This is a genomic window from Leptospira soteropolitanensis (genome assembly GCF_026151655.1).
Taxonomy (GTDB): domain Bacteria; phylum Spirochaetota; class Leptospiria; order Leptospirales; family Leptospiraceae; genus Leptospira_A; species Leptospira_A soteropolitanensis.
Map to the genome: position 1 here is coordinate 122,117 of NZ_JAMQPN010000008.1, position 24,504 is coordinate 146,620.

Sequence of the window (24,504 nt, forward strand, 5' to 3'; positions counted from 1 at the left end):
GAATCTTCTCAAATTTGAGTTACAATCAAATGACATTCCCTTGAAGGAAATGTATCATCATAAAAATTTCAGATGAAACCAAACGCTTTTCTTTTTTTCCTCATCATCCTCATTTTGCTGCTTTATTATACTTTTGAATATTTTTTACACAATCAGACTTTAAAAAAATTCAAACATAGAATCCATGTAAATGGAACAAGAGGAAAGTCTAGTGTAACTAGGCTTATACGAGCAGGACTTTCCGCAACTGGGATGGCAGTTTTCGCAAAAACAACGGGTACAATGGCAAGAATGATTTTTCCCGATGGTTCAGAAGAATCTATCTCTCGATTTGGAAAACCCTCTATTTTAGAACAAATTAAAATTCTAAAAAAGGCAAAACGTATGGGGGCCGAAATAGTCGTATTAGAATGTATGGCTCTAGAACCACGTTACCAGTGGGCGAGTGAAGGACAAATTTTGAAATCAGATATAGGAGTCATCACAAACATCAGGGAAGACCATCTGGAAGTGATGGGACCCGAGTTAACCGATGTCGCCAAATCTTTGCTATCTGGTTGTCCTGCAAAAGGAACTCTGATCACAGGTCCAACAGAATTTGAATCGTTAATCACTAATGTATGTAAAGATCGAAAATCCAAACCCATTTTAATCCAAGAAGAATCCATACACACTATTTCCGATGAAGAGATGAGAAAGTTTTCTTATTGGGAACATAAAGAGAATGTTTATCTTGCACTTCAGGTCTGCGAAACATTGGGAGTGGATCGAAATATGGCATTAGAAGCTATGTGGAAAGTAAATCCAGATCCCGGAGCCCTTTCTGTATCTCCTATCCATTTTTTTGGTAAGGAATTCATTTATGTCAATGCAATGGCTGCTAACGATCCAGATAGCACAAAAATGATTTGGTCATCCGCAATAGATAGATATCCGCAATACAATAAAAGATATATTTTGTTTCATACGAGAGATGACAGGCCGGAACGAAGCCGTCAACTCACCAAAGAATTCGCAAATTGGGAAGGATACGATGCAGTGATATTAATTGGATCTTCTACTTCTCTCGCTTTTAAATACTTAAAGGCTTATTCCAAAAAAGACATTCCTATTTTTGTATGGGAACATTTAAGTTTAGATGGAATTTTTGAATCTTTACTTTCTATTCTGCCAAAACAATCTATGGTTTTTGGGATTGGCAATATAGTAGGACTTGGAATGGAATTATCATTATATTTGAAAAACAGGTCGGAACAAACGAATGAATGAAATTCTACCCCTGTCTATTGGGCTTAGTCTAGTTGTCAGTTTAGTTTTTTCAGAATTGTTCGGAATACTGGGAACGGGACTTGTCGTACCAGGATACTTAGCCTTATCATTAAATCATCCAAAGAACATAGCTCTCACTTTTTTGATCGCATTACTTTCTTATATTTGTGTCGAAGTTTTATCCAATTTTTTATTAATCTTTGGAAAAAGAAAAATTGTTTTTATTTTGTTATTCGGTTATTTTTTCGGATATTTGCTGAACTACCAAATCCTTCCTGATATCGAAATTGGTTATCTTTCAGAAGTAAGAGGAATCGGATTTATCATCCCTGGTCTCATTGCCGTTTGGTATGAAAGACAAGGTGTTTTAGAAACAACATCAGTTCTCATACTAGCTGCGATATTTGTAAAAATTCTCCTTATTTTTATCTTAGGTACCGAGTTAGAAACTTTATGATGACTAAAATTTACTGGTCGCCTTGGAAACATAGCCGAATCGCATTATTTCTATTAGCGATTTTAGGGATTCTAGGACTATTGTTAATTGAAACATGCAAAGTAAAAAAAGAACAATCCTATTTCAAAAAGAAACTTCATGCAGCAAAACTTGCAGAACGTGGATTTCAAATTTTAAAACCAGAACTTCTCAAACATAAAAAACCTGATTATAAAGAATTAGATCCAACCAATTCTGGATTTATTGGTGAGTTTTTAACACCTGTTACAAGCAATAGCGGTTCTTTGTCAGCAAAACAAACATCCATCAATCCAAACTTTGCTGCGGTGATGATCCAATTTCTAAAAAAAGCCAAACTCGAAGAAGGTGACACGGTGGCCGTTGCCGTATCAGGTTCCTTTCCTGCACTGAATGTTTGTTTATATGCTGCCCTTGAAACTTTAAAACTCAAACCAATCATCATCTCCAGTGCCTCGGCTTCACAGTTTGGTGCCAACCATCCACAAATGCTTTGGCTAGATATGGAAAAGGAACTAACAGAATCCGGAATATTTTCCTTTAAATCAAGTTATGCGTCTCTTGGAGGGATTCAGGATAAAGCAATGGGTATATCCAAAGAAGGTAAAGACCTTCTTGGCCGCGCATTACAACGAAACCAAGTTAAGTTATTGGACCCTCTACATTTTGATGATTCGATAGAAAAACGAATGAAATTGTATGAAGAATTATCTGGAGGGAAACCAATCAAGTTATTCGTGAATGTGGGAGGAGGTACAACCATCCTCGGAACCAATCTTGGAAAACAAGTTTTCAAAAATGGACTGATTACGAACTTACCAGAAGAAGTCCATGTCCCCAATTCTGTCATTAAGTCCTTTTTGGAACGAGAGGTTCCCGTCATCAACTTCATCCAAATTGAGTCCCTTGCCCGCAAATTTGGTCTACCACAAACGCCTAAAAAACTTCCAAAACCTGGCGAAGGTAGAGTATTTTATTCTGAGGAATACAGTCCCCTTCTCTATCTTTCCGTTTTCTTTTTTCTCCTCGTTGGATTGTATGGTGTTACAAGGCTTGGGTGGGGCGAAAATGAAGAAGATCGCCATCTTCCAAAATCCTTACGAGCTAGGTGAGGTGATATGGCAAAAATCATAGTCCTTTCGATTCTGCTTTTTTTGATTTTACGTTGGGTCAGTCGGATCCTGATTTTACCGGCAAAAATTGCGGAAGAATTGGGAAATAGACAAAAGGAAGGATATCCAAAACCTTCTGACTGGACAAAACCAAAAGAGAAAGATATCTCTGACCGAGGAAAAATAATCGATTAAAGTGGTGATTTCCTAACAGGAGAATCCAAAATTCTGTCGAAAATCATAGTAAGATGAGACAGAATTCGATTCATAATCCCCTCATTCGTTTTTTATCTAAAAATATTTTTCCCCTTCTCCCTATTCTTTTTACTATCACCCTCATCCAATGTGGAGTCCCGAAAGGTGAGTTTGGTTGGACCACAACCAAAATGGAAGAGATGGATATTTTAGAAAAACACATTCAAACCATCACCGATTATAAAATGATGAGAGACGATCTTATCTTTTCTCCTACAGACACCATTCATTATGTTTATCAATTTTCGAGAAGTCCTGGTTTGGAAACTGACTTCTACATTTCTCTCAATCGTTATGAACTAGATTTCGTAGAAATTGATATCAAGAAAAAAAGAGTAGAGCCAGATTCCCTTGCGATAAGAGATGAATTTTCTCTGTTACGGACTGGTGAATATTTAATTAAAATCGTTCATGAAGGTGATACAGTAGATGAAGTGAAGTTTCGCGTTTTACCAGACGAAGGTTATACACAGGAAAATCTGGAACAAGAATTAGCTGGCGACCAGACAGATGAAATTATTAAATACTCTCGCTGATCGGAGGTTGTATATTTCCTGTTTCTAAAATTCTTTTTACACGCTCCAATTCTTTTAAAGCAACTCGAATATCCGTTTCGCCTCCTTTATTAACGATAAGTTCATAAAATTCCTTGGCTTTCACGAAGTCTCTGCTCTCTTCAGCTAATACACCTAGCCGAAACAATATCTTTATCAATGGAATTTTATTTCTTTTGGTTTCTAATACACGAATGACTGCTTCTTGGTCTTCAATCTTTAAATCTATCAATCGATATTGTGAAAGAATATCATCAAGTGTTGTGACCATAAGATCTTTTTTAAGATTTTGTTTTTTCTCAATCAAATCATTGAGTTCTTTTTCAGCAAGGACCATCTTTTCATCTAACCGCTTCCATTGAGAAAAGGAAATATTTAGCTTATTACGTTCTAATTCATTTCGTTTGTATTTTTTATCTTTTTTGCTCAAATAATAATAGGCGATGGATTCAAGTTCGGTAAGCCCGGTATCTGTATCTAATGAAGGATTCCAATCCTTACTATTTCTTTCCAACCAGTATTCCAAGAAAGGTGCTCCTCGATCTGGGTCCCCAATCTGCAAATTGAAAAAAACTCCAATTTCAAAGGATACTCTTGTTTTATCAATGGAATCAGGAGATAAATTAAAAAACTTTTCGTAGTATTGTCCTGCCAATATATTTCTTTTTAAATCCGCATTGAGAGTGGCTAAACGTAAATTTGATTTTATGATTCTTTCCTGTTCTTCCGCAGTAGGATTTTTCACTTTTAAAAGTTCTGCCAAACCTTTTTCATAAAAGTCAGAAGCTCTTTCCTTTTTACCATCTTGCCTGTATTGTTCAGCTATATCCGTAAGCACCAAAGGATTTTCATTCCACAACCTGTAAGCTCGTTCCAGAATTAACTCATATGCAAAAAAATCAGTATTTCTTTTATAATCAAACAACACATAGATCCCTTTTCCGGCAGTGCCCAGTTTGTTGACTATTTTTAGACGTTCTTTATTATCATCCTCTAGTTTACGAACCACATTGGCAAAGGCATAAAGGTCGTTTGATTCAATTTGTTTTCGTTTGTTTAGATAAACCAAATATCGTTGGTTTACGGATTCATCATACCTTTGTTTTGTTATTTTTCGATTTTCATCTGCTAGGCGAACATCCTCTTTCCAAATTTTTGATTGAGGCGCCAAATCGGTTAAACTTTTTCCTTCTCGAATCCAATTGCTTTCTTTGAGGTGAATTTCATCTTTTGTTTTTTTTAATTTTTGTTCTGCTTGTTTCCATTCGTTATATAAACGATCATGTTCTTTCGCAGAACTCGCATCATATCCGAGAACGTCTTCTTTTTGCCACTCTCCATTTCGAAATCCTTCTTCTGTCATTTCCAGTGGGTGGTATCGAAAGGCTGCAAGATAATGTCTTAAGGCAGGTGCATACTTTTCGGATTCAACATACAACCGTGCAAGCCTTATATGCAATTGGTATAATAGTGGAGAGTCTCGAACAATATAAGTTTCTGTATTTTTATGTGTGCTCTGCCATAACAAAAGACGAATATCATTCATCTCCGTTCGTGAGTTATATACATTTCCCTTTTCTCGGTCTTCCCAAATTCGTTTTTCTTCTATGAACTGACTGTAATAACGTTTAAGGAGTCCTTCCGCCTCACGGATCTTAGTTTCTAGATTTTTAGGTCCTGACTCTACTCCCGCATCCACCGGGTTATCCGCACCTGGGATGACAGGAACTTCCGGCGCATTGGGATCTAATGGTTTTGGCTCTTCCCTAAGGGCGATTCCAGAATCTTCGTCGATGGGAATTCTTTTTTCAGAATCCAAGGTTTGGATTTCTTCTGTAGAGATCACTTGCAAGGGAGATAAATATAGTCCAGACAAAGGGTTTCGCCTGTCCTCTTCTCCGGCCCAAACGGCACCGAACCCACCAAAATGGGAAAGCAAAACATAGAAGGACAGGTAAAAAGGTAAGTAACTCGCGTAAAAAAGGAAATCATTTGCCTTTTTTAAGAATGGATCAAATCCACCAAGTTTCCCAAGAAAGCCAAGTTTCATTTTTTCTCTGCCGCTCCCCCCTGAATTTAAGTATCGGCGAAAAATCAAAATCCAACAAGCAAAAGGGGTTGTATAATGGAATGACTGGCGTTCACTGTAGCCAATCGACCAGAAGAACTGGATCTCTTATGTCAAAAAACATTGTCGAACGGTATCTCGTCCTAAAAAACAAATACCGAAATTATGATACCAAATACGCCTTAAAACGTATGCAAGCGTTCCGACTTGCCACCCAGGAATTGTCGCGCAAAGGATATGAAGTTGCCTTGGAACTCTTGGGATCCATTAATTTTGGCATTGTAGATCCGACCTCTGACGTTGACTGCATTTTACTTTTAGAATGCGATTTACATAAAGACCAAAGTTGTTGTCCAACACACTGTACCAATTTATCATTCGTAAAAACAGAAATTTCTAAATTTGTTTTAAAAAGATTGTCTCCAGAAACATTTAACATTGATTATTTGGATACTATCAATTTAAAATACGTAGAAGAAAAAATCCGAACAGAATCCGTTCTCGGTGATGAGACTTTATACTGTTTATTATTTTATAGAAACATAGGTAGGCCGGTCAATCGCCCACTTTTTATCCCATTTTGCGACCAACTAGAAGAAAATCATGACTTTGTGAAAGAAATTATACCTTGGGCAGCCGACGCCTTAGAAGGTTACCTAAACACCAACCAACACAGAATGTCATTCAATAAGTATAACGAGAGGATACGGGCTCGGGGTTTGAGCCTTCCTGAGGGATTACAACAAGAATTACAAGCTTACATGGAGGGAAAAACTTAATCTTAAAAGCACCGCCAATATTATTGTTTACCGTTCTCGAAGATTCCTTATTATTTTGCCATGCCGAAGGGAATTTGGACGAACAGAGGTAGGTTATATCCATACTTACTTTCGAACATTATTCTTTTTATTTTTGTCACAATTGCATTTTTATTTTATACCGCCAGTGAACGAAACATCGATGAGGCAGAAGAAAATCGTTACCAATCCACACGCATAGCAAATGAACTTAGGCAATCGTCAGACCAACTTACAAATTTAGTAAGGTTGTATGTCATCCAAAGGGACCCAAAGTATAAACAATATTTCCAAATGATTTTGGATATCCGCAATGGGGATCGTCCTCGTCCCAAAAATTACGGTTATGCCTATTGGGACTTTGTCATTGCAGACAAACTTCCACCACCATCGGACGAAGGTGAAAAAATTAGCATTTACGAATTAATGAAAAAAGCTAACTTTCTTGCTTCAGATTTTTTGTTACTTTCAGAATCTAAAAGCAAATCAGATGAGTTAACTAAAATTGAGTTTAAAGCAATGTCTCTTGTTGAAAGGGATATGAAAAATGGAAACAAAACAGATCCGAATGTTATCAATTTATTATTCGATGAGAATTATCTTCGCGCAAAAGCGGAGATCATGAAACCTATTAATGATTTATACTATCAATTGAATGATCGTACCACAAAAGCCATACTAGATGCAAAAAGAAAAGTTTTTGTTTTAAAGACCATCCTCGTCACTGCAGGGATATTTTTTGCATTAAGTCTATTTCTAACACATAGATCACTAAAGACAATCATTGGAGGCAGCGTTGATGAAGCTTTCCAGAGAATATCCTCATTAGGAGAAGGTAATTTTTCTGGTGCTATCAAACCCTCATTGATTAAAAACTCTATACTACATAGTTTAAACATAACACAAAAAAGATTACAAGAACTGTATGAAGAAGGTGAATCTAGCAAACAAAGGTTAATCGAAAGCGAATCAAAACTCCGAAGCATTTTAGATAATGTTTCTGCCTGTATTTATTTAAAAGATAACAACGCTCGGTATCTTTTTGCAAACAAGGCAGTTTGCGATCTATTTGGATATCCGCTGGAAGATATTCTCAACGAAACGGACGATAAATTCTTAGAAAAAGAAACGGCAAAAAAAATTCTAAGTAACGATAAATCTGTTTTATTAGAAGGGAAAACATTACATGCAGAAGAAGAGATAACCAATAGAACGGACGGTAAAACATATTTTTTTCTCACTGTTAAAATTCCATTAAGAAATCAAATGGGTGAAATTTACGCACTTTGCGGAATATCCACAGATATTGGTTTAACGAAAGAAATTCACAAAGAATTAGAACGCGCAAAGGATTCGGCAGAAATTGCAAACCGTGCTAAGTCAGAATTTTTAGCTTCCATGAGTCATGAAATTCGAACTCCTTTAAATGGAGTGATCGGACTTACACAAATTCTTTTAAAAACAAACTTAGATCCAGAACAAGAATCCCTCGTACAATCCATTGCTTCCGCAGGGAGGTCATTACTTACCATCCTCAATGATATCCTAGACTTTTCGAAAATGGAGTCAGGTAAGCTAAAAATTGAAAAAATGAAATTTGATATTCGTCTTACTGTTACCGAAATTTTTGATTTATTATCCATTGAATCCAAATCAAAATCGATTGAGCTTAAACTGGAGATTGGTCCGAACGTTCCACAATTTATTTATTCCGATCCAAGCAGAATCCGACAAATTATTTTCAACTTATTAGGAAATGCTATTAAATTCACTGAAAAAGGTTATGTAATCCTTCGACTCAAAAAAGTAAATCAATGGATACGTATTGAAGTAGAAGATTCAGGGATCGGTATACCAAATGAAAAAATTCAATTTATCTTTCAAAAGTTTTCACAAGCGGATGCATCCACTTCTCGCAAATATGGAGGAACAGGTTTAGGTCTTGCTATATCGGAAAGGTTGGCTTCATTACTTGGAGGAACCATCGGCGTGGAGAGCCAACTAAAAAAAGGAAGTTTGTTTTGGTGTCAACTTCCCTATGATAATCCTTCCGACTTAGATAAAGTTTATGAATCAGAATCATTTTTACCTAAGATTGTTGAATCAACATTTACAAACCAAAGGTTTTTGATTGTTGAAGACAATATATTAAACCAAAAAGTAATTGGTGGACTCTTAAAAAAACACAATATCAATTTTGATGTCGCTGAAAATGGAGAAGTTGCCGTAAATCTTTTCCAACAAAATAAATATAATCTCATTCTTATGGATTGTGAAATGCCCGTTATGGATGGGTTTGAAGCTACATTAAAAATCAGAGAATTGGAACAAACAAAACCAAATAAAACTATCATCATTGCCGTCACAGCACATGTATTAAACGAACACAAAGAAAAATGTGCTGCCGTAGGAATGGATGGATTTATAGGAAAGCCGTTTTATATTGAAAATTTACTAAATACCTATAGCGAAATTCTTAAAAAACAACAAACATAATCCTATTTTATCATTCAAAACTTCAGATAATCTAATCTTTCTTAAATCGATTTGTCACGTGATCTAAGTTTCCATCTCCATAACAATTGGTTATTTCTGCAATGATCACTTGGTAACCTTCATACCATTTTGAATAGTGAGACTTTGCTTTTTTATGATCAGAAAATGTTTTTAAAGCATCCAAACCTTTCTGCGTTTGAAAATAATATACTACCGCCATCGTTCCCTTTTCCTGGTCCGACCATTGGTCTTTTCCTAAATATTCAGAATGATTTTCCACAAAGGATTCTATGGAACTATCTAATGTTTGAAATTCTTCATCTGAAGTTTTTTGCTTAAAAATAAATGTCGCAGAAATCACAATTTAAACAAAGATAATTCTTTGTTTAATTCGACAATTAGAGAATTTAACTCAGCAGAAGATTTGGCGGTTTTTTCAGACATCAATGACAACTTCGCCGTGTCATTTGCTAAATGATGGACGGATGCTCCCATCTCCTCATTTACTTTTTTTTGTTCTTCCGTGGCAAAAGAAACAGAACTAGAACGATTCACAATATGTTCTGATTGTTTACGAATTTCTTCTACTTCAGTAATTTGTTCTAAATTTGCTTGGTTGACTTTATCAATACTATTGATGATTTCAATAACACTCTCGGAAAGATATTTAAAAGTTTCATTGGCCGATCTAACTGATTCAACAGAAAGTGCGGTCGAAGCAGACACTCGTTTAATCAAATCCGAAATCGTTTTTGTTGACGAGGCAGTCCTTTCTGCCAATTTCCCAACCTCGGAAGCAACTACGGCAAATCCTCTACCCATATCACCGGCCCTCGCTGCTTCGATCGATGCATTTAATGCAAGTAAGTTGACTTGTTCAGAAATTTCCTTAATGATTGCAAGAATCTTACCAATTTCGATAGCATTTTTATCTACCTCTTCACTTGATTCAATGGTCATGATAATCGATTTTGCACTTTTTGTTACTTCATTTTCTACTGAATCAGCTTTTTCCTTTGCATACAATGAAACTTGTTTCAAACTCGAAGACAAAGTAAATAAATGAATGATGGATTCGTTGGTAGAGGCTGTTAATTTTTTTTGTTCTAGTGCATCGGAATATATTCCATTAATGGAAGACCCGTTTTCTTCTAAAGCTGCTGCAACTTCTTCCAAAGAGGAAGCTTGGATTTGCGAATGTTCTGCAGAGTCAGCGGATAGAATTTCTAAGTTTTTTGCTTCCTCTTCTATTTTTTTGGAGTGTTTGGTAATGGATGCAATCAATCGATTTAACTTTAATTTCGCATCGTTCAAATAAACGGAGATCAGACCAATTTCATTTTTTGTTTGGTTTAGTCTTAATTCTGAACGCAAATCGCCGTCTGAAAATGATTTTAACATAGTTGAAACATCACGAATGGTTGCTGAAGTATTTCCCGTTAAATTCCAAATCACAAAAAACAAAAGACCAATCATCTATAGTATAAAAAAACTCAACCCAATACAGATATTTTCTAAATGATGAACGTCTACTTGTGAACGGAATTGATAGTAGATATAAAATGAAAAAATAAAATATCCTATGGCAAATGTTGCAAATATCGGGAAAAGCAAATTAGCAAACAAACTGAGTGGAGGCAAATTAAATTGGATATAAGTTTCATAAAGTTTCTTTTCAACAGTTACATAAAATATAGAAGAAATCGCCATCGCAAGTATTACCCCGAGAATAATAAAAAACACAACTTCCCCATAAGTTTTTACCAAACCATAATGGTAAGCGAGTAACATGGTAAGAATGGGTCCACCTACATTAGTGGACAAAATGTTCAAAGCTCCAGACTTTGCAAAACTCCGAATGAATTTTAGTTCTTTTTCTGTGTATATAATCCCTTCAGGCCTTTGCATTTGTTTTCGAAATTCCCGATTTTTAAAAAAGAATAAAATGGCATGAAGACCAATGATTGGTGGAGCTAAGTAGATTAGAATTTTTAGGATGGATTCAAAATTTTCTAATCCAAACAAAAGGAACATTCCAACAAAAAATAGAAAAGGATCTAAATTAGTGATAAGAAGATAAGGAAACATAAATCCCGTTCTTTTCTGGTTCTGCCGAAGTCCATTTGAAGTCATAGAGAAGGAAATTAATACCTTCCTATAAAAGTTGTCAATTTATTTTAAGGAAAATGAGAGGCTTTGGTTTTTACGTTTTCTAAATGGCGGATGTCTTTACCCGTATTGAGTCGGACAAGTTCTTCTGCTACGTTCACCGCATAATCACCTAACCTTTCTAAAGCGAGAATGATTCGATACACATCAGCAAATTCTTGTTTTTCCATATCGGGAATGCAGCGATACTTATGGAATGCTTGGTCACAAAGGGCATTCAATTCATCTTCTAAGGTATTCACACTACCCATAAACCTTTCTTTTTCTTCAACAAGGGATTCAATTGCCATTCCTGCAAGTGTAGTCACCCGAGATAAAATGAGAGTCATGGGTTCTTCGTTTTTGAATAGACCTTTTCGAATAGTTTTATGACGAAATACATCGGCACAGTTGACTACTTGGTCTCCCATCCTCTCCATATTCCTTGTGATCCGAATGGCAGAAAGAGCAAACCGGAGTGGATCTTTTTTCAAAACAATATCATTGTCCACATCACCCATACCGAGGATATTACGATTACTGACTGCTTCCAAAATCGCATTTTGAGAAAGGTTATCGTTTTCCTTTTCTAAATCATCAATGAGATCATCCCGCTCGACAATACGTTCGGCTTGTTCATAATCATCCGCTTCTAAGGCCTCACTTAATAGGATTACCTGTTCTAATACAAGCTCCGCCATAGAATATAAATTCTTTCTTAAGTAATAGAACTTGGAAATAATCATATCTGGCAATTTTAGTGAAACCTAGTTTTAGTTAGACGGTTGCCAACTCAGTGATTTCTTCCACAGTGAGGATTTTTTCAATATCGATTAAGATAATGAACCTATTGTCTTTTTTCCCAACACCAGTAATGTACCTTGAAGAAATTCCTTTTACAGAAGGTGGCGGTGGGTCTACTTGGTTGGCTGGAAAATGAACCACGTGTGAAACTTTGTCCACAATCACGCCGATGGACTTACCAGATACGTTGATGACGATGGCACGGTCAGCAGCACCATCGGTAATATTTTTAATATTGAGACGTTTGGCCAGGTCGATCATTCGAACGACTTTTCCTCTGATGTCCATAATACCTGCAAAATAACTTTTGGATTGCGGAACACGGATTAGGTTAGTGATTTTGACAATCTCTTCGACTATAGTGATGGGAATCGCATATTCTTCATCACCCAAATTGAATATAATGTACTGCTCATGAATGAATTGGTTTGCCGATGATGTTTCTTTTGCCATATTTCTTTTCTACAAATGGACTAGCCCACTCCCTAGAAGTAGACGTAGCCGTTATAGAAAAAATATGAACCGAAACTAAGAAATGACAACACTTTTGTCATTAGGACGGAGCGTTTTCTGACAAGAAAATCCAGAAGTCCAGCCGCCATACCTAAAATGCCTAAAGTCAATCCTAATACGACATAATCATAGTAGAGATAATAGACCAAACATCCAAATCCGACGCCCATGCAGATATCTTGCAAATCTCCCCAGACCCGTCTCTTAAAACGCAACCAGAGCGATCCTCGAGCTTCTCTGGCCTCACGACGCTCTCTTCTCCAACGTTGGAAACGAGTTTCTCGAACAATCCCGAAAATGGAATCATACCGAGTGGATGGAAATAAAGCAGACTCCAAAGGAAATCTTTGCGATCGACCTTTTTCTGGAGTATCTGGTACAAAGGGAGGGTATATTTCGTACGCCCCTCCGATACATGCCAGCATGTCTTTATCGGGAAGGGTACTAAAGTATTCGCGAAAGGGCCAAATCTTTCGAAAGACAGGGTAAGCACGGCCAGAAGTAATATCCTTCTCACCTTGTACAGTACCGTTTTTCACAGTGGCACCATACATACGCCCTTTCTCTTCTTTGATTTCTACAGCTAACCGAACGAGTCGTTCGTGAAAATTAAACTCAGCCTCCAGGACATCCCCGAGAGGTGTTTCCAGGATAAATGCTCGGATGAAACCGGGTGTGCGGGGTTTCTGTTTCCTCCAGACTTGCTTCATAACAAATCTATCGGAGGAAACATTAAGTCACTGAAGAAAGATTATTTCTTCTTTTTGTGTCTGTTGGCTCTGCGTTTTTTCTTACGTTTGTGGGTTGCGATTTTTCTACGCTTTCTCTTTTTTCCGGAAGGCATTCCTTCCTCCTTATATCAAGCCTGTTCTGTCAAATTTCTAGTCGAGGTACTTTTGTAAAACTTTATTTTTCCTCATTGTGGATAACATCGCTTTGATATCGCCCACTCCTTCACGTGAAGTGACAAGAAGAACATCTGGTTCTTCCACAACAATGAGGTCTTTCACACCGAGAAAGGCAATGAGTTCCTTCTGAACAGAAGAAATATTCCCTGAAGCCTTATGATATAACACTTCTTTTCCTTGGTGGTGGTTCTTTTCTTTATCACCAGGCAAAATGCGTTCGAGTGACATCCAAGATCCCACATCATCCCAATTGAAGGTTGCTTCTACCATTCGAATCCGGTTGGATTTTTCCATAATGGCCGTATCAATCGCTTCAGAAGGAAGCATTTGGAAGGCAGTTTTTAAATCCCCAAAACTTTTAAAAGGGAATCCATTTTTTAAAGGATTTAAAATATGGGGAGCATGGCGTTCCAATTCAGAAAGGATGGTTTCTGTGCGGAATAAAAAAATCCCTGGATTCCAATAAAAATTCTTCTTCTTTATGTATTTTAAAGCCGTTTTAAAATCAGGTTTCTCAAAAAAAGCTTTAACCGTATAACCTACATCAGTTGGCTTACCTGTGCTAATATAACCGTAACCTACTTCTGGGCGATTTGGTTTCACGCCAAGTAGAACCATTCCATTTTCCGTCTCGTATAAGGCTTGTTCGATGGTTTTGGTAAATTCTTTGATAGGGTCAATAAAAGCATCAGCTGATAATACGATTAAGTTCGGATTTCCGAATTTTTTCTGAAAGTAAAGTGCGGAAAGAGCAATGATCGGCGCTGTGTTTTTGCCCTCTGGTTCCAAAATGAAATTGGTGGAGGGAAACTTAGGATCTTTTTTGAGAATCTCTGATTTTAAGTTAGCATTGGTTCCAATATAAATTCGGTCTAGAGTGGTAATAGTGAGAGCACGGTCAATGGTCTCCCGAAGAAGGGTTTTATTGGAATAAACTTTCTGGAGTTGTTTTGGGGAATTCGTACGGGAGCGAGGCCAAAACCTCTCTCCCTTTCCGCCAGCCATAATGAGAACAACCGGGGATTCTTTAGGTAATTTTGCCATAGGGTTTGGAACCAGAATTTAGCAAAGCAAACAGAGGAAAACCAGAAAAGAGTTAGGCCCCTCCCGCTTCTTTCGGTGTCTCCTCACTGTGGAGTTTAATGGGTTTTGCAGGAATGATGGTTGAAATGGCGTGTTTATAAACCAAATTCTGTTTATTATCGTTTTCTAGGATGATTGTGAAGTTGTCAAAGCTGACAACCTTTCCTTTCAGCGGAACTCCGTTTAACAAGTAGATGGTGAGATCAATTTTCTCCTTTCTTGCAGTATTTAGAAGTTGGTCTTGGATATTATTTTTTGCCGACATTGGACATCCCGAGTGTTTTTCTCTATATTTTATCTATATTTGTAAACAATTGGACAGCGGCTTCGAAAGAAATGGGCGAAAGTAACGGATCTTTTTTGAACCAAGTGATCTGTCGTTTTGCATAATTCCTGTGGCTTTGGGCCAGCTGCTCAATGAATGTATTAATGTCTATGGTTCCATTTAGGAATGCAAGCGCAAAATTGTAACCTAAGGTTCGAAGGCCCGGACAGTCCGACCCGTATCTAGAAATTACTTCTTTCGTCTCCGCTAACATACCCGTGGCGATCTGTTCGACCCGAACATTAATCCTTTGGTAAAGTATTTCGCGGGGCCAATCCAACCAATGTCCAATGATTTGGACATCTGGATGATCTCTTAAATATCCACCCACAGTTTCCCTGGAAACATCGGACCATAAAACTCCAGTGAGCACCACTTCGAGAGCTCTTTTGATTCGATAACCATCTTGGAGTGGTAAAGAGGCGAGGGCTTTGGGATCTCGAGAGGCCAACTCTTCCCTTGCCAGTTCCAATGGAAGATTCAAAACATAGTCTTTGGTTTCTTTAGGTACATTTGGTACGGGAAACATCCCGAAAAGAAATGCTCGGAGGTAAAATCCTGTACCACCAATCAAAAATGGAATTTTTCCTCGTGCTGTAATATCATTGATTGCCTCTCGGGCCCAAAGGGAAAATTGGCTGGCATTGACAGACTCATTGGCATTTAAAAATCCAACAAGCCAATGGCGGATGTAACTAGCCTCTGAATGAGTGGGAGCCGTTGTGCCTACCGGAAGATCCCGGTAGACTTGGCGTGAGTCAAAAGAAACAATTTCGTAACGATTAGGGTCAAGGGTTTGGGTAAGTGCGGTTTTTCCGGAACCAGTAGGTCCACCAAGGACAGGAAGGATCACTCCTCTTCCTCGGCTACGACCTCCTCTTCTTCGGTCTCTTCCAATTCTTCCGTTTCTTCTAAGAGTTCATCTTCTTCCAAAACTGGTTCTTCCTCTTCTTCCACTTCGTATTCGGAACTGCGAATGGCAGCCATACGAGATTTGATAGCGGGTTTGGCCAATTGGTCTGCACCACATTTGGGGCATTTTTTTTCGGGTTTATTCAAATCATAAAACTTAGTTCCGCAAGAATAACAGCTGAACTTTTTTCCCAGAGGGTTATTGGGATCGATTTTTACCGCGGGAGTTGCTTTCGGAGCTGGCAAAGCCTTAGCCTTCGTAGCGGGGATTTTAGCACCAGCCACGGGCTTTTTTTTCTCTTCCTTCGGGGAAGCGGACTTTGCATCCTTAGTTGGTTTTTCTTTGGCTACCGCTTTTTTCTTGGGCGGGGCCTGCTTCTTGACTGCTTTTTTTGCGACCATAAACGTACTTTTGACAGTTTTGGAAATCCCCTCTCGGGGACAACCTTTTTGAAATTGGACGGTTTTCTCCTGGATGAAAATTAATGAAAAGTTTTTTTTTTCCTATGACCCAATTAAGTGTCAATGTCAACAAGATCGCCACCTTGCGTAATTCTCGTGGTGGATCCATTCCCAATGTCATTCAAATATCAGAGATTATCCTGAATGCAGGCGCCTACGGCTTAACCATCCATCCTAGAGAGGATGAAAGGCATATCACCAAACAGGATGTATTCGAAATAAGAGAGTTTTTACAATCTTACAACGAAAATTTGCTAAAAAAGGGAATTCCCAAAAAAGAATTTAATATCGAAGGCGAACCGAGTGCACGTTTTTTAGACCTAGTCCTTGCGGCCAAACCAGACCAGGCTACCTTAGTTCCTGTAAAACCAGGTGAAATCACCTCCGATCATGGATTCGACTTAAAAGACAAAACAGTGTTCCAAACTTTAAATTCTATGGTCAAACGTTTTCACGATGAAGGAATTCGCGTTTCTTTGTTTATGGAAACCAATTTTGAACAATATAAGTTAGTGAAAGATTTAGAAGCTGATAGGATCGAACTTTATACAGGACCTTTTGCTTCTGCCTATGAAAAATCACATGAAGAAGGTTTATCAAGTTTTAAAGAATACGAAAAAGCGGCAATAGAAGCAAACAAACTTGAGTTAGGCGTAAATGCAGGACATGATTTGGATACTAATAATTTGAAACTATTTGCAAAACTCCCTTATTTAGTGGAAGTATCCATCGGCCACAGACTGGTAAGCCAAAGCCTTGTGGACGGAATGGAAAAAACGATAAAAGAATATCTCAAAGTTCTTTCGCAAGGAAACGCAACTTAGCATACTGCGGGTCTTGTTCTAAAAGTAACTTTGCCGCTCTTTCTAGTGCGAGGGCCAATTGTCCTTCGAGTTTTCCTTTTCTTTTTGCAATTTGGATTTCAGAAAGGAAACTGCGAAGGGCGTCCCGTGCCTGTGCTTCATTGCCTGAAGCAGAAGCCAGTTTCACTTTTTTCCAAGAGTCAGTGATCGCGGTCCCAGATTTTAATGTTGTCCCTTGTAAGGGAACTCCCGCTTCTGTGCCGAGAGAAGAACTCACTGAAACCACTCCCGCACTCGCACCAGCCGCCTCTTTTCCCGATTCTCCTCTGTGGTAGTTGGCAGTATCCCAAATCTTAGAAAAAGGATCCGATTTCATTTGATCGGCATAAAGACGCTCTTTATAAGATATCGAGGAAAGGCGAATTTCTTTTAGAATGTTAGATTTGTCTACATCATTTAGACGTTGGAAACAATCCGCAAGAACTCCCCGACGCAAAGATTCTTTGGTAAGGATTCCACGCTCTGCAAGAAGTTGAAATGAAACAAACTCTGGCGGTTTGTTTTCCCTACAAAGTTTTTGTGTTTCTGTGAATACCGCCAGTGCTTCTCCGTCTCGGGAATGGGCCTTGAGATCTGCAATATTTCCTGATTTTTCTGCAGAAATTCTTAACATATTTTTATAGAGACTATCATTGGGATTTTTTTCTAGAGCCTTTCTAAAGGCAGTATAACTTTCGGAATAATTTCCCCTGTGGTATTCCAATAGTCCCCATGTGTAACATAAATAACCATCATCCGTATCTCGAGTCCGGCAAACGTATCTTAGTCGAGATATGGCAGCTTCTCTTGTATCTGCGGACTCCCAAACATCCAAAAGCACCTCTTCCAAGAAGATGAGGGTTTCCAAACTGTACGGATCCCGGGTAGGGTTTTTCTGAGGTTCTGATGTACAAAACCCCAAGGAAAGAGTGAAAATCAGGACAACGAATGGGCGCATGGCACCGTCTATGATATACGTGTGTCCTAGATTTGTCCCGAATTTTTTTGAGTTGCATGGACTGGAAAATCGGAAATTCTTAGGATAATCTATCCACTTTACGAGCGATCCCTTGAAACGAATTGTTTACCTACTTTCCTTTTTCACCCTACTTAGTTTTGCCCTTCCTGTAGGCTTTATTTCCTGCGAACCGGAAGCCAAAAAAGCGCCTAACCGTGTAACCAATTTTACTTACCAAGACTTCGAAACAGTGGTCAAATCTGTGGATAAGTTCTATATTGATAAAAACATCAATAAAAACCGAGCATTTACTGATGCGGCTTCTTTTGCCGTTCTCAGTATGCCACACCCGCTGTATATTTACCCAGAAAGTTATTTCGCTGAGAGGGAAAAATATGACGACAAAGAGGATCTTTGGCCTGGGAAAACTTTTAAAATTTCTCCTTCCGACAAATTTGTGTTATTTGATCCTGACTACACTCTTGTTGAAAAAATCCAAAAAGAGAAATTAAAGAAAAACGAAAATAGAAAACTTTCTGATGCAGAAGTCAAAAAACTCATCGAAAAAGAAAAACTGAAAAAATCTGTTATCGCAGCAAAATGGGAAGAAATTAATTTCTCACGGAAAGAATTTGACCGAGTCATTACTTACATCCAAGACAATTTAGAAACATACAAAACTCCCGTCCTCAAAGGACTTGTAGAACTTGATGGCGAACTTCCTGAAGAAGAGGAAGATAAAAAAGAATTCAGCATGGAACAAGTATTTCTTGCTGCTGCGAATGGATATTTGAATTCTTTAGATCCTCATTCTAATGTATTCCTTAAAGAAATGTGGGAAGAATCAATGGCGAAAATCAGCGATGGTTCTTTTGAAGGAATTGGAGCGATTTTATCTGGTGGTGGTAGTCGAGAAGTGGTAGTGGAAAACCCATTGGAAGGAAGCCCAGCCGTGAAAGCAGGAATCCGAAGTGGAGATACGATTGTCGCAGTCGATGGAAAAGTAATTAAAAATTTAACGCTCGATAAAGTAGTTAAAAAAATCAAAGGACCGAAAGCAACAAAAGTAGTCCTTACTATCACAAGAAAAGGGAATACCGGAAAAACTGATATTGAAGTGATCCGCGATAAAATTACGATTAAAAACGTAACCCATCATATCGTAAAAGAAAACCCACAAGTTGGTTATATTAAACTCACTGGATTCGTAAAACCAGGACCTGGCGAAGCTCCCATTGATACACAAATTGCGAATGCGGTTGTGGAGATGGAACAAGAAGCTAAAGAAGGTGGAAAACCATTGAAGGCTTTGATCTTAGACCTACGCGGAAACTCCGGTGGATATTTGGACCTCGCCATTGATATCGCAGACATGTTTATCGAAAAAGGAATGATTGTATTTACAAGAACTCCATTCCGAAGTGATGAAGAAAAATATGCAAAGAATAAAGATATCACCAAACTACCTTTAGTTGTCTTAATCAATTCAAAATCAGCTTCAGCTTCTGAAATTGTAGCAAGTGCGATCCAACACCACGGCCGAGGGATTTTACTTGGGGAAAGAACTTTTGGTAAAGCAACCGTTCAAAGTTTAAATAACTTAGAAAACAATCCTGATTACTTACTTAAAATTACAAATGCAAGATACTACTCCCCGTCTGGAAAAACGATCCAAGTCGTAGGCGTATCTCCAGACATTGAAGTTTCAGAAGAACCAGACGGCAGTTTTCCTTTCCGTTATCGTGAAGAGGATATGTGGAACCACCTTCCACTCATCCCACACGAAGGAGTGGTAAAATCCAAATTCAATGTCAATGCGATCAAAGAATATGCAAAGAAAAATGGGAAGGCAGATGCTTTCTTAAAATCACATGCAAACGATGCTATTAAACCAGACTATATGTTAATTAGAAGTTTGGATTATATCGAAGGAATGTTAAATACAAAGTAATCCTAATCTCTTTTCATAAGGGAATAGCATTCAATAAATTGGGAATCATGTGACACGAATTAAATCGGATTTTTTGATCATTGGAAGCGGAGTGAGTGGCTTATTTACCGCCCTCAAATTAGCTCCGCTTGGATCTGTAGTGGTTGTTACTAAAAAAGCAGACTACGAATCCAATACCAATTATGCGCAAGGGGGAATTGCCTCCGTTTTCGATGATAAGGATAAGTTCGAAGAACATATCCAAGATACCTTAGAATCAGGTGCTGGTCTTTGTGACTTAGAGGCGGTGAAAGTTTTAGTCGAAGAAGGACCCACACGGGTTCGGGAGCTTCTAGAACTCGGTGTTCCGTTTACCAGAAACCAAACAGGGGAACTGGATCTTGCGCGCGAAGGTGGTCATAGCAAAAATCGCATCATCCATTCACTTGACAGAACAGGTAGTGCCGTTGAACAGTCGCTACTTGACCATGTCCATGCTAATAAAAACATTCAAATTCTAGAAAACCATGCCTGTGTAGATCTAATCACCAAACACCATTTAAAGGACAAAGACAATCTTCCTCTTAGATGTTATGGTGCCTACATTGTAGATACAGAAACAGGAGAAGTATTTCCAGTCTTAGCTAAAAAAACAATTTTAGCCACGGGTGGTGCAGGTCAGGTGTATTTACACACAACCAATCCAAACATCGCGACTGGTGATGGAGTGGCGAGTGCTTACCGGGCGGGTGCCATTGTTAAAAACATGGAATTTTATCAATTTCATCCTACTTCCCTTTTCCATGAACAGGGAAATAGTTTTTTAATTTCAGAAGCTGTTCGCGGTCATGGTGGCATCTTACGAGAGATAGGTGGTAGACCTTTTATGAAAGACTATCATACATTGGGAGAACTAGCACCGCGTGATATTGTGGCTCGTGCCATCGATGATACGATGAAAAAACGAGGAGAACCCCATGTCCTTCTCGATATCACTCATAGACCCGCAAACGATATCATTAACCACTTTCCCTCAATTTATGAACGATGTAAAAAACTTGGTATCGATATTACAACAGATCCCATCCCAGTAGTGCCAGCGGCTCACTATATGTGCGGGGGTGTGGCAACGGATCTTCTTGGACGAACCAATATTGCCGACTTATATGCATGTGGGGAAACAACTTGCACTGGAGTTCACGGCGGAAACCGATTAGCATCAAATAGTTTGTTGGAGTGCCTTGTTTTTTCGCACAGAATTGCTGGAGATATTCGGTCCCAAGGAAAATTAAGTTATTCTGCCGAAACAGATCTTATTCCTGATTGGAACAAAGAAGGAACGACCAATACAGAAGAATGGGTTCTCATCTCACATGATCTTATCGAAATCAAAACCATTATGAGTAACTACGTTGGAATTGTGCGTTCAGATATGCGACTCGAAAGGGCACTCCGTCGTTTGAAGCTAATTTCCGAAGAAGTAAAGGACTATTACAATAGAACCACTGTCTCTCTTGGATTACTTGAACTTAGAAACCTAGTGAAAGTTGCGGAACTCATTGTTCGTTCAGCACTCCTAAGAAAAGAAAGTCGTGGACTGCATTATAGTACAGACTATCCAGAAGATAGAACTCCATCAAGACAAGATACCATCCTTTCTCACAAACTCTAAAGAACAGACAAAACTTAAGCGCCAGGGACCCTAGCGGAAATCCTTTCTCGTAAGAGAAAGATTGCAGCGGAGGGCCCGGTCCTTTTTAGTTAAAATTTTTGAATAAGGAAAAATCGGAGGCGCCCACCTAACTAAAAATGGTTGGTATTATAAATCTTAAATCCGGAAAATTTCACCAAACACCAATTAACCTCGAAACCCAAGAATGGTATAAACAATTCCTAAGATGATGGGAAGGATGGAATAACTAAATACATGGATGAAGTATCCGCGTTTTTCGCCCCATTTTTGTTTCATCGGCTCTAATTTCCAAAAAAAACTCGGCTTGTAAATGCGAAGGATATAGGTGGTGGTTCCGTAGAGAATAAAAAATACGCCGAGTCCGACAGTGATTAGGTTCATAAGTCTCCTTGTTCTCTCTAGGTTGTGCGAGAATGCGAACTTTCCAAGAAAAAAAAGCTGCAAAAGTAGTTTTGGTTATCGAAATTGATTGGGTTGTGATAGAGGGAACACATTGGGTGGCGGGTCTAGAACCCCTCCCAAAGTCAGGGCGGGGATACTAGATTCACCCCCAACTCCGGAAAATATACGAAACTCCATTAAAAACTAACAAAACTTTAAATTATAAGAACCAAACCAAAGAGATTCCACCTAACTAAAATACAAATACAAGGTTAGGTGCCAAATGTTAAAACTTCGTTATTCACTCGATGACAATCGATTTCATTTACGATTTCGATTTTCAGAAATTTTTGTATCTATTGCAAAATCGATTCCAAAAGGTTGTTACCATCCTGTAAATAGAACTTGGTCTTATCCGAACGATCCAATCATTATAAAACAATTATTAGATGCTTTTGAGCAGCATGATATCAGAATTTTACCAAGAGAAATTCCGAAACAATGTGGGATACTACAAGACTATTTCAAAGCAACCAGAGAAAGAAATTTAAGTTTTTGTACAAGAAAAACATACTACTCTCATCTATTTCGATTGTTATTGTTTACAGAAAAACTTCCATCCAATATACGATTGTTGGATTTAGAAAATTATTTGGACCATTTAGTTATTGAGCGTGGTGCAAAATCCTCTAGTGTTCGTTCCGCAAGACAAGCCTTTATCTTTTATTTTCGTGAGGTCAGAAAGCAGTTCACTCATCTAAAATTCCCCAAGATGAAAGTAGAATCTAAACTCCCAGAAGTTTTGTCCGCAGAAGAAACAAGAGCCATCTTCAACGCTTTACCAAACCAAAAACACAAAATGTTACTCCTTATCAGTTATTCTTCAGGATTACGCGTGAGCGAAGTGATTCATTTAAAAATAACCGATATAGACTTAAAACGAAATATGGTTCGTGTCAATCAAGGCAAAGGCAAAAAAGATAGATATACTGTTCTTGCTACCACACTCATTGAAGAATTAAAAGAATATCTAAAAATAAGAGAATACAACTTACTCCTAAAACAAAGTTATAACGAAGTTAAAGCGAATCCTTGGTTATTCCCAGGTATGAAAAATAGACCACTAAACATTCGTACTGCGGAAAGTATCTTCACAAATGCTGCGCAGAAGGCAAAAATAAAAAAGAAGGTTAGTTTCCATAGTTTGCGACATGCTTTTGCTACGCATTTATTAGAATTGGGAACCGATTTACGAATGATTCAAACATTACTCGGACACGCTAGTGTCCGAACCACACAAATTTATACGAAAGTAGCAAGAAGTCGCTTAGAGAATATTATAAGTCCCTTGGACCGCATTCCAAACGCAAAAGAAAAAATAATCCTTTTGCCAGAAAAAAAAGACTAAACCTATCATCACTTTTTCTAATCGGTCACTTTAATCGAATCCATTTCTATCCAAAAAGTTCCTTTTCCTTCAAACAATGGGTTGACGAAAAATTTTCCCTACTCTTCTATTCATTCGTCACTAGATAGACAAAATCCATAACAACTCAATGAAAGATAAATTCGAACAATTCTATTCATCTCTTACAGAAACCGAGATTTCTATTATATTGCGGTTAAAAGAAATTTTAAAACCATTTGATAGTCTCGAAGAAAGGATTTCCTATTCCGTCCTTTACTACTTTCAAAATAGTCGAGTTTGTTTCATTTGGCCGGCTTCCATTAAGCCAGGACCAAAATCTGGCGTGCAGTTTGGATTTTGTAATGGTTATCTGTTAAACGATCCCAATCAAAAACTAGAAAGAGAAAATCGAAAGCAAGTTTATTGTATCACCTACCATTCAAAGGAAGAAATCAACGAATTAGACTTAATCACTTTTATAAAAAATGCATTAGAAGTGGATCAGAAGATTTTTAAAAAGAAAAAGCAGCGCGTTCCCAATGGGACCAGTTATTAAATCCCTATAAAAAAGGGCCGGGTCACTTCGGGGTGCGCTAACGCTCCCGTCGCCTACCATTTAACAATGGAAGGCGACCAAGCCCTACGTCCCCTTAACGCAAAATAGGGAACCTAAACTTTAAAAAAACCGATTGTCATTTTCCCTTTTGTGCCCAAAAATAAATAAGCACCAAAATTCCAATTCCAGTTAGACCAATCAATTGCCACCAACCACTCATTCCCACATCATGTAGACGACGGGAACCTACACTCAAACTAGGCAACAAGACCGCTAGGGAAAAGATTCCACCAATGATAGGAAGGAACATGTTAAGTATCGCACTAATGATGATACAAAAGACTACCCACCACCAGAACTCTGGCCTTTTCGCATTGCCACTAAAATCAGCATATTTTTGAAAACATACCTTAATCGCATCTTGGAATGACATATCGTTTTACCTTCCACGAAATTACTTATTTTGTTTCATTACAAACGACCCATATTAGAAATTAATTTTTAATCATGTAAAGTAAAAAAAGAGGGTTTTTATCCATGTTGCAAATAGGAATA

26 protein-coding genes are annotated in these 24,504 nt (G+C 38.0%); 12 read left to right on the forward strand and 14 right to left on the reverse strand.

Annotation, left to right across the window (positions count from 1 at the left end; genetic code table 11):
- Positions 1–72: 72 nt before the first annotated feature.
- Genes pgsB through ND811_RS15725 form a run of 5 tightly spaced genes read left to right on the forward strand, consistent with a single transcriptional unit; the run spans position 73 to position 3,647 of the window.
- The gene (gene pgsB, locus ND811_RS15705; RefSeq protein ID WP_265352883.1) at positions 73–1,269 is read left to right on the forward strand and encodes a poly-gamma-glutamate synthase PgsB; all 1,197 of its coding nucleotides are present in this window, start codon (positions 73–75) and stop codon (positions 1,267–1,269) included.
- A complete protein-coding gene (gene pgsC / locus ND811_RS15710; protein WP_265352882.1) occupies positions 1,262–1,726 on the forward strand; it encodes a poly-gamma-glutamate biosynthesis protein PgsC in 465 nt (154 codons plus the stop codon). Before pgsB ends, pgsC begins: the two co-directional genes overlap by 8 nt.
- Positions 1,726–2,856 carry a poly-gamma-glutamate system protein gene (gene pgsW / locus ND811_RS15715; RefSeq protein WP_265368963.1) on the forward strand — a complete coding sequence of 377 codons (1,131 nt, stop codon included), beginning with the start codon at positions 1,726–1,728 and terminating at the stop codon, positions 2,854–2,856. The genes pgsC and pgsW overlap by 1 nt, the downstream gene beginning before the upstream one ends.
- Before the next feature lie 6 nt (positions 2,857–2,862).
- Positions 2,863–3,051 (forward strand): hypothetical protein, encoded by a 189-nt coding sequence (locus ND811_RS15720; protein ID WP_265352880.1) that lies wholly within the window; start codon positions 2,863–2,865, stop codon positions 3,049–3,051.
- A 53-nt stretch (positions 3,052–3,104) separates the two neighbouring features.
- A complete protein-coding gene (locus tag ND811_RS15725) occupies positions 3,105–3,647 on the forward strand; it encodes an LIC_12238 family plasminogen-binding lipoprotein (RefSeq protein ID WP_265352879.1) in 543 nt (180 codons plus the stop codon).
- On the opposite strand, the gene ND811_RS15730 is transcribed toward ND811_RS15725, so the two are convergent.
- Positions 3,631–5,715: a tetratricopeptide repeat protein gene (locus ND811_RS15730; RefSeq protein WP_265352878.1), complete on the reverse strand. Its 2,085-nt coding sequence runs from the start codon at positions 5,713–5,715 to the stop codon at positions 3,631–3,633. The two genes, ND811_RS15725 and ND811_RS15730, sit on opposite strands and share 17 nt — an antisense overlap.
- Before the next feature lie 128 nt (positions 5,716–5,843).
- Between ND811_RS15730 and ND811_RS15735 the strand changes: the two genes are divergently transcribed.
- Together ND811_RS15735 and ND811_RS15740 are read left to right on the forward strand one after the other, a co-directional pair.
- Complete coding sequence (locus tag ND811_RS15735) at positions 5,844–6,512, forward strand: hypothetical protein (protein WP_265352877.1); 669 nt, start codon at positions 5,844–5,846, stop codon at positions 6,510–6,512.
- 60 nt (positions 6,513–6,572) lie between these two features.
- Complete coding sequence (locus tag ND811_RS15740) at positions 6,573–9,026, forward strand: PAS domain-containing hybrid sensor histidine kinase/response regulator (protein WP_265352876.1); 2,454 nt, start codon at positions 6,573–6,575, stop codon at positions 9,024–9,026.
- A gap of 31 nt (positions 9,027–9,057) precedes the next feature.
- Here the strand turns inward: ND811_RS15740 and ND811_RS15745 are convergent, their stop codons facing one another.
- From ND811_RS15745 to ND811_RS15790, 10 genes are all read right to left on the reverse strand, one after another.
- Complete coding sequence (locus ND811_RS15745; protein ID WP_265352875.1) at positions 9,058–9,387, reverse strand: hypothetical protein; 330 nt, start codon at positions 9,385–9,387, stop codon at positions 9,058–9,060.
- Complete coding sequence (locus ND811_RS15750; protein ID WP_265352986.1) at positions 9,384–10,481, reverse strand: methyl-accepting chemotaxis protein; 1,098 nt, start codon at positions 10,479–10,481, stop codon at positions 9,384–9,386. The genes ND811_RS15745 and ND811_RS15750 overlap by 4 nt, the downstream gene beginning before the upstream one ends.
- A gap of 21 nt (positions 10,482–10,502) precedes the next feature.
- Positions 10,503–11,114 (reverse strand): hypothetical protein, encoded by a 612-nt coding sequence (locus tag ND811_RS15755; protein ID WP_265352874.1) that lies wholly within the window; start codon positions 11,112–11,114, stop codon positions 10,503–10,505.
- An 89-nt stretch (positions 11,115–11,203) separates the two neighbouring features.
- A complete protein-coding gene (locus ND811_RS15760) occupies positions 11,204–11,920 on the reverse strand; it encodes a phosphate signaling complex PhoU family protein (protein WP_265352873.1) in 717 nt (238 codons plus the stop codon).
- A gap of 31 nt (positions 11,921–11,951) precedes the next feature.
- Positions 11,952–12,431, reverse strand: a complete 480-nt coding sequence (locus ND811_RS15765) for a chemotaxis protein CheW (protein ID WP_265352872.1) — start codon at positions 12,429–12,431, stop codon at positions 11,952–11,954.
- A gap of 32 nt (positions 12,432–12,463) precedes the next feature.
- Positions 12,464–13,201 carry a hypothetical protein gene (locus ND811_RS15770; RefSeq protein WP_238734468.1) on the reverse strand — a complete coding sequence of 246 codons (738 nt, stop codon included), beginning with the start codon at positions 13,199–13,201 and terminating at the stop codon, positions 12,464–12,466.
- 171 nt (positions 13,202–13,372) lie between these two features.
- On the reverse strand, positions 13,373–14,443 hold the full coding sequence (locus ND811_RS15775) for a mannose-1-phosphate guanylyltransferase (RefSeq protein ID WP_265352871.1): 1,071 nt from the start codon (positions 14,441–14,443) through the stop codon (positions 13,373–13,375).
- Positions 14,444–14,495: 52 nt separating this feature from the next.
- A complete protein-coding gene (gene hfq, locus ND811_RS15780) occupies positions 14,496–14,747 on the reverse strand; it encodes an RNA chaperone Hfq (RefSeq protein WP_135571899.1) in 252 nt (83 codons plus the stop codon).
- Positions 14,748–14,769: 22 nt separating this feature from the next.
- Complete coding sequence (miaA, locus tag ND811_RS15785) at positions 14,770–15,660, reverse strand: tRNA (adenosine(37)-N6)-dimethylallyltransferase MiaA (protein WP_265352870.1); 891 nt, start codon at positions 15,658–15,660, stop codon at positions 14,770–14,772.
- Positions 15,657–16,121, reverse strand: a complete 465-nt coding sequence (locus ND811_RS15790) for an FYDLN acid domain-containing protein (RefSeq protein WP_265352869.1) — start codon at positions 16,119–16,121, stop codon at positions 15,657–15,659. The genes miaA and ND811_RS15790 overlap by 4 nt, the downstream gene beginning before the upstream one ends.
- 104 nt (positions 16,122–16,225) lie before the next feature.
- On the opposite strand from ND811_RS15790, the gene ND811_RS15795 reads away from it, so the two are divergent.
- Entirely contained in the window at positions 16,226–17,005 is a 780-nt protein-coding gene (locus ND811_RS15795) for a pyridoxine 5'-phosphate synthase (protein ID WP_265352868.1), read from the forward strand.
- On the opposite strand, the gene ND811_RS15800 is transcribed toward ND811_RS15795, so the two are convergent.
- On the reverse strand, positions 16,974–17,981 hold the full coding sequence (locus ND811_RS15800; protein ID WP_322113479.1) for a tetratricopeptide repeat protein: 1,008 nt from the start codon (positions 17,979–17,981) through the stop codon (positions 16,974–16,976). The two genes, ND811_RS15795 and ND811_RS15800, sit on opposite strands and share 32 nt — an antisense overlap.
- Before the next feature lie 112 nt (positions 17,982–18,093).
- Here ND811_RS15800 and ND811_RS15805 point away from each other — a divergent pair, with 112 nt between their 5' ends.
- Positions 18,094–19,932, forward strand: coding sequence for a S41 family peptidase (locus ND811_RS15805; RefSeq protein ID WP_265352866.1), 1,839 nt, complete (start codon positions 18,094–18,096; stop codon positions 19,930–19,932).
- A gap of 49 nt (positions 19,933–19,981) precedes the next feature.
- Positions 19,982–21,583, forward strand: coding sequence for an L-aspartate oxidase (gene nadB, locus ND811_RS15810; protein WP_265352865.1), 1,602 nt, complete (start codon positions 19,982–19,984; stop codon positions 21,581–21,583).
- Positions 21,584–21,769: 186 nt separating this feature from the next.
- On the opposite strand, the gene ND811_RS15815 is transcribed toward nadB, so the two are convergent.
- On the reverse strand, positions 21,770–21,985 hold the full coding sequence (locus tag ND811_RS15815) for a hypothetical protein (protein WP_135696576.1): 216 nt from the start codon (positions 21,983–21,985) through the stop codon (positions 21,770–21,772).
- 283 nt (positions 21,986–22,268) lie between these two features.
- On the opposite strand from ND811_RS15815, the gene ND811_RS15820 reads away from it, so the two are divergent.
- Entirely contained in the window at positions 22,269–23,393 is a 1,125-nt protein-coding gene (locus ND811_RS15820; RefSeq protein ID WP_265352864.1) for a tyrosine-type recombinase/integrase, read from the forward strand.
- A gap of 148 nt (positions 23,394–23,541) precedes the next feature.
- The gene (locus ND811_RS15825; RefSeq protein ID WP_265352863.1) at positions 23,542–23,949 is read left to right on the forward strand and encodes a DUF1801 domain-containing protein; all 408 of its coding nucleotides are present in this window, start codon (positions 23,542–23,544) and stop codon (positions 23,947–23,949) included.
- 136 nt (positions 23,950–24,085) lie between these two features.
- Here ND811_RS15825 and ND811_RS15830 read toward each other — a convergent pair whose 3' ends face one another.
- On the reverse strand, positions 24,086–24,382 hold the full coding sequence (locus tag ND811_RS15830) for a DUF805 domain-containing protein (protein ID WP_265352862.1): 297 nt from the start codon (positions 24,380–24,382) through the stop codon (positions 24,086–24,088).
- Between the last annotated feature and the right edge of the window lie 122 nt (positions 24,383–24,504).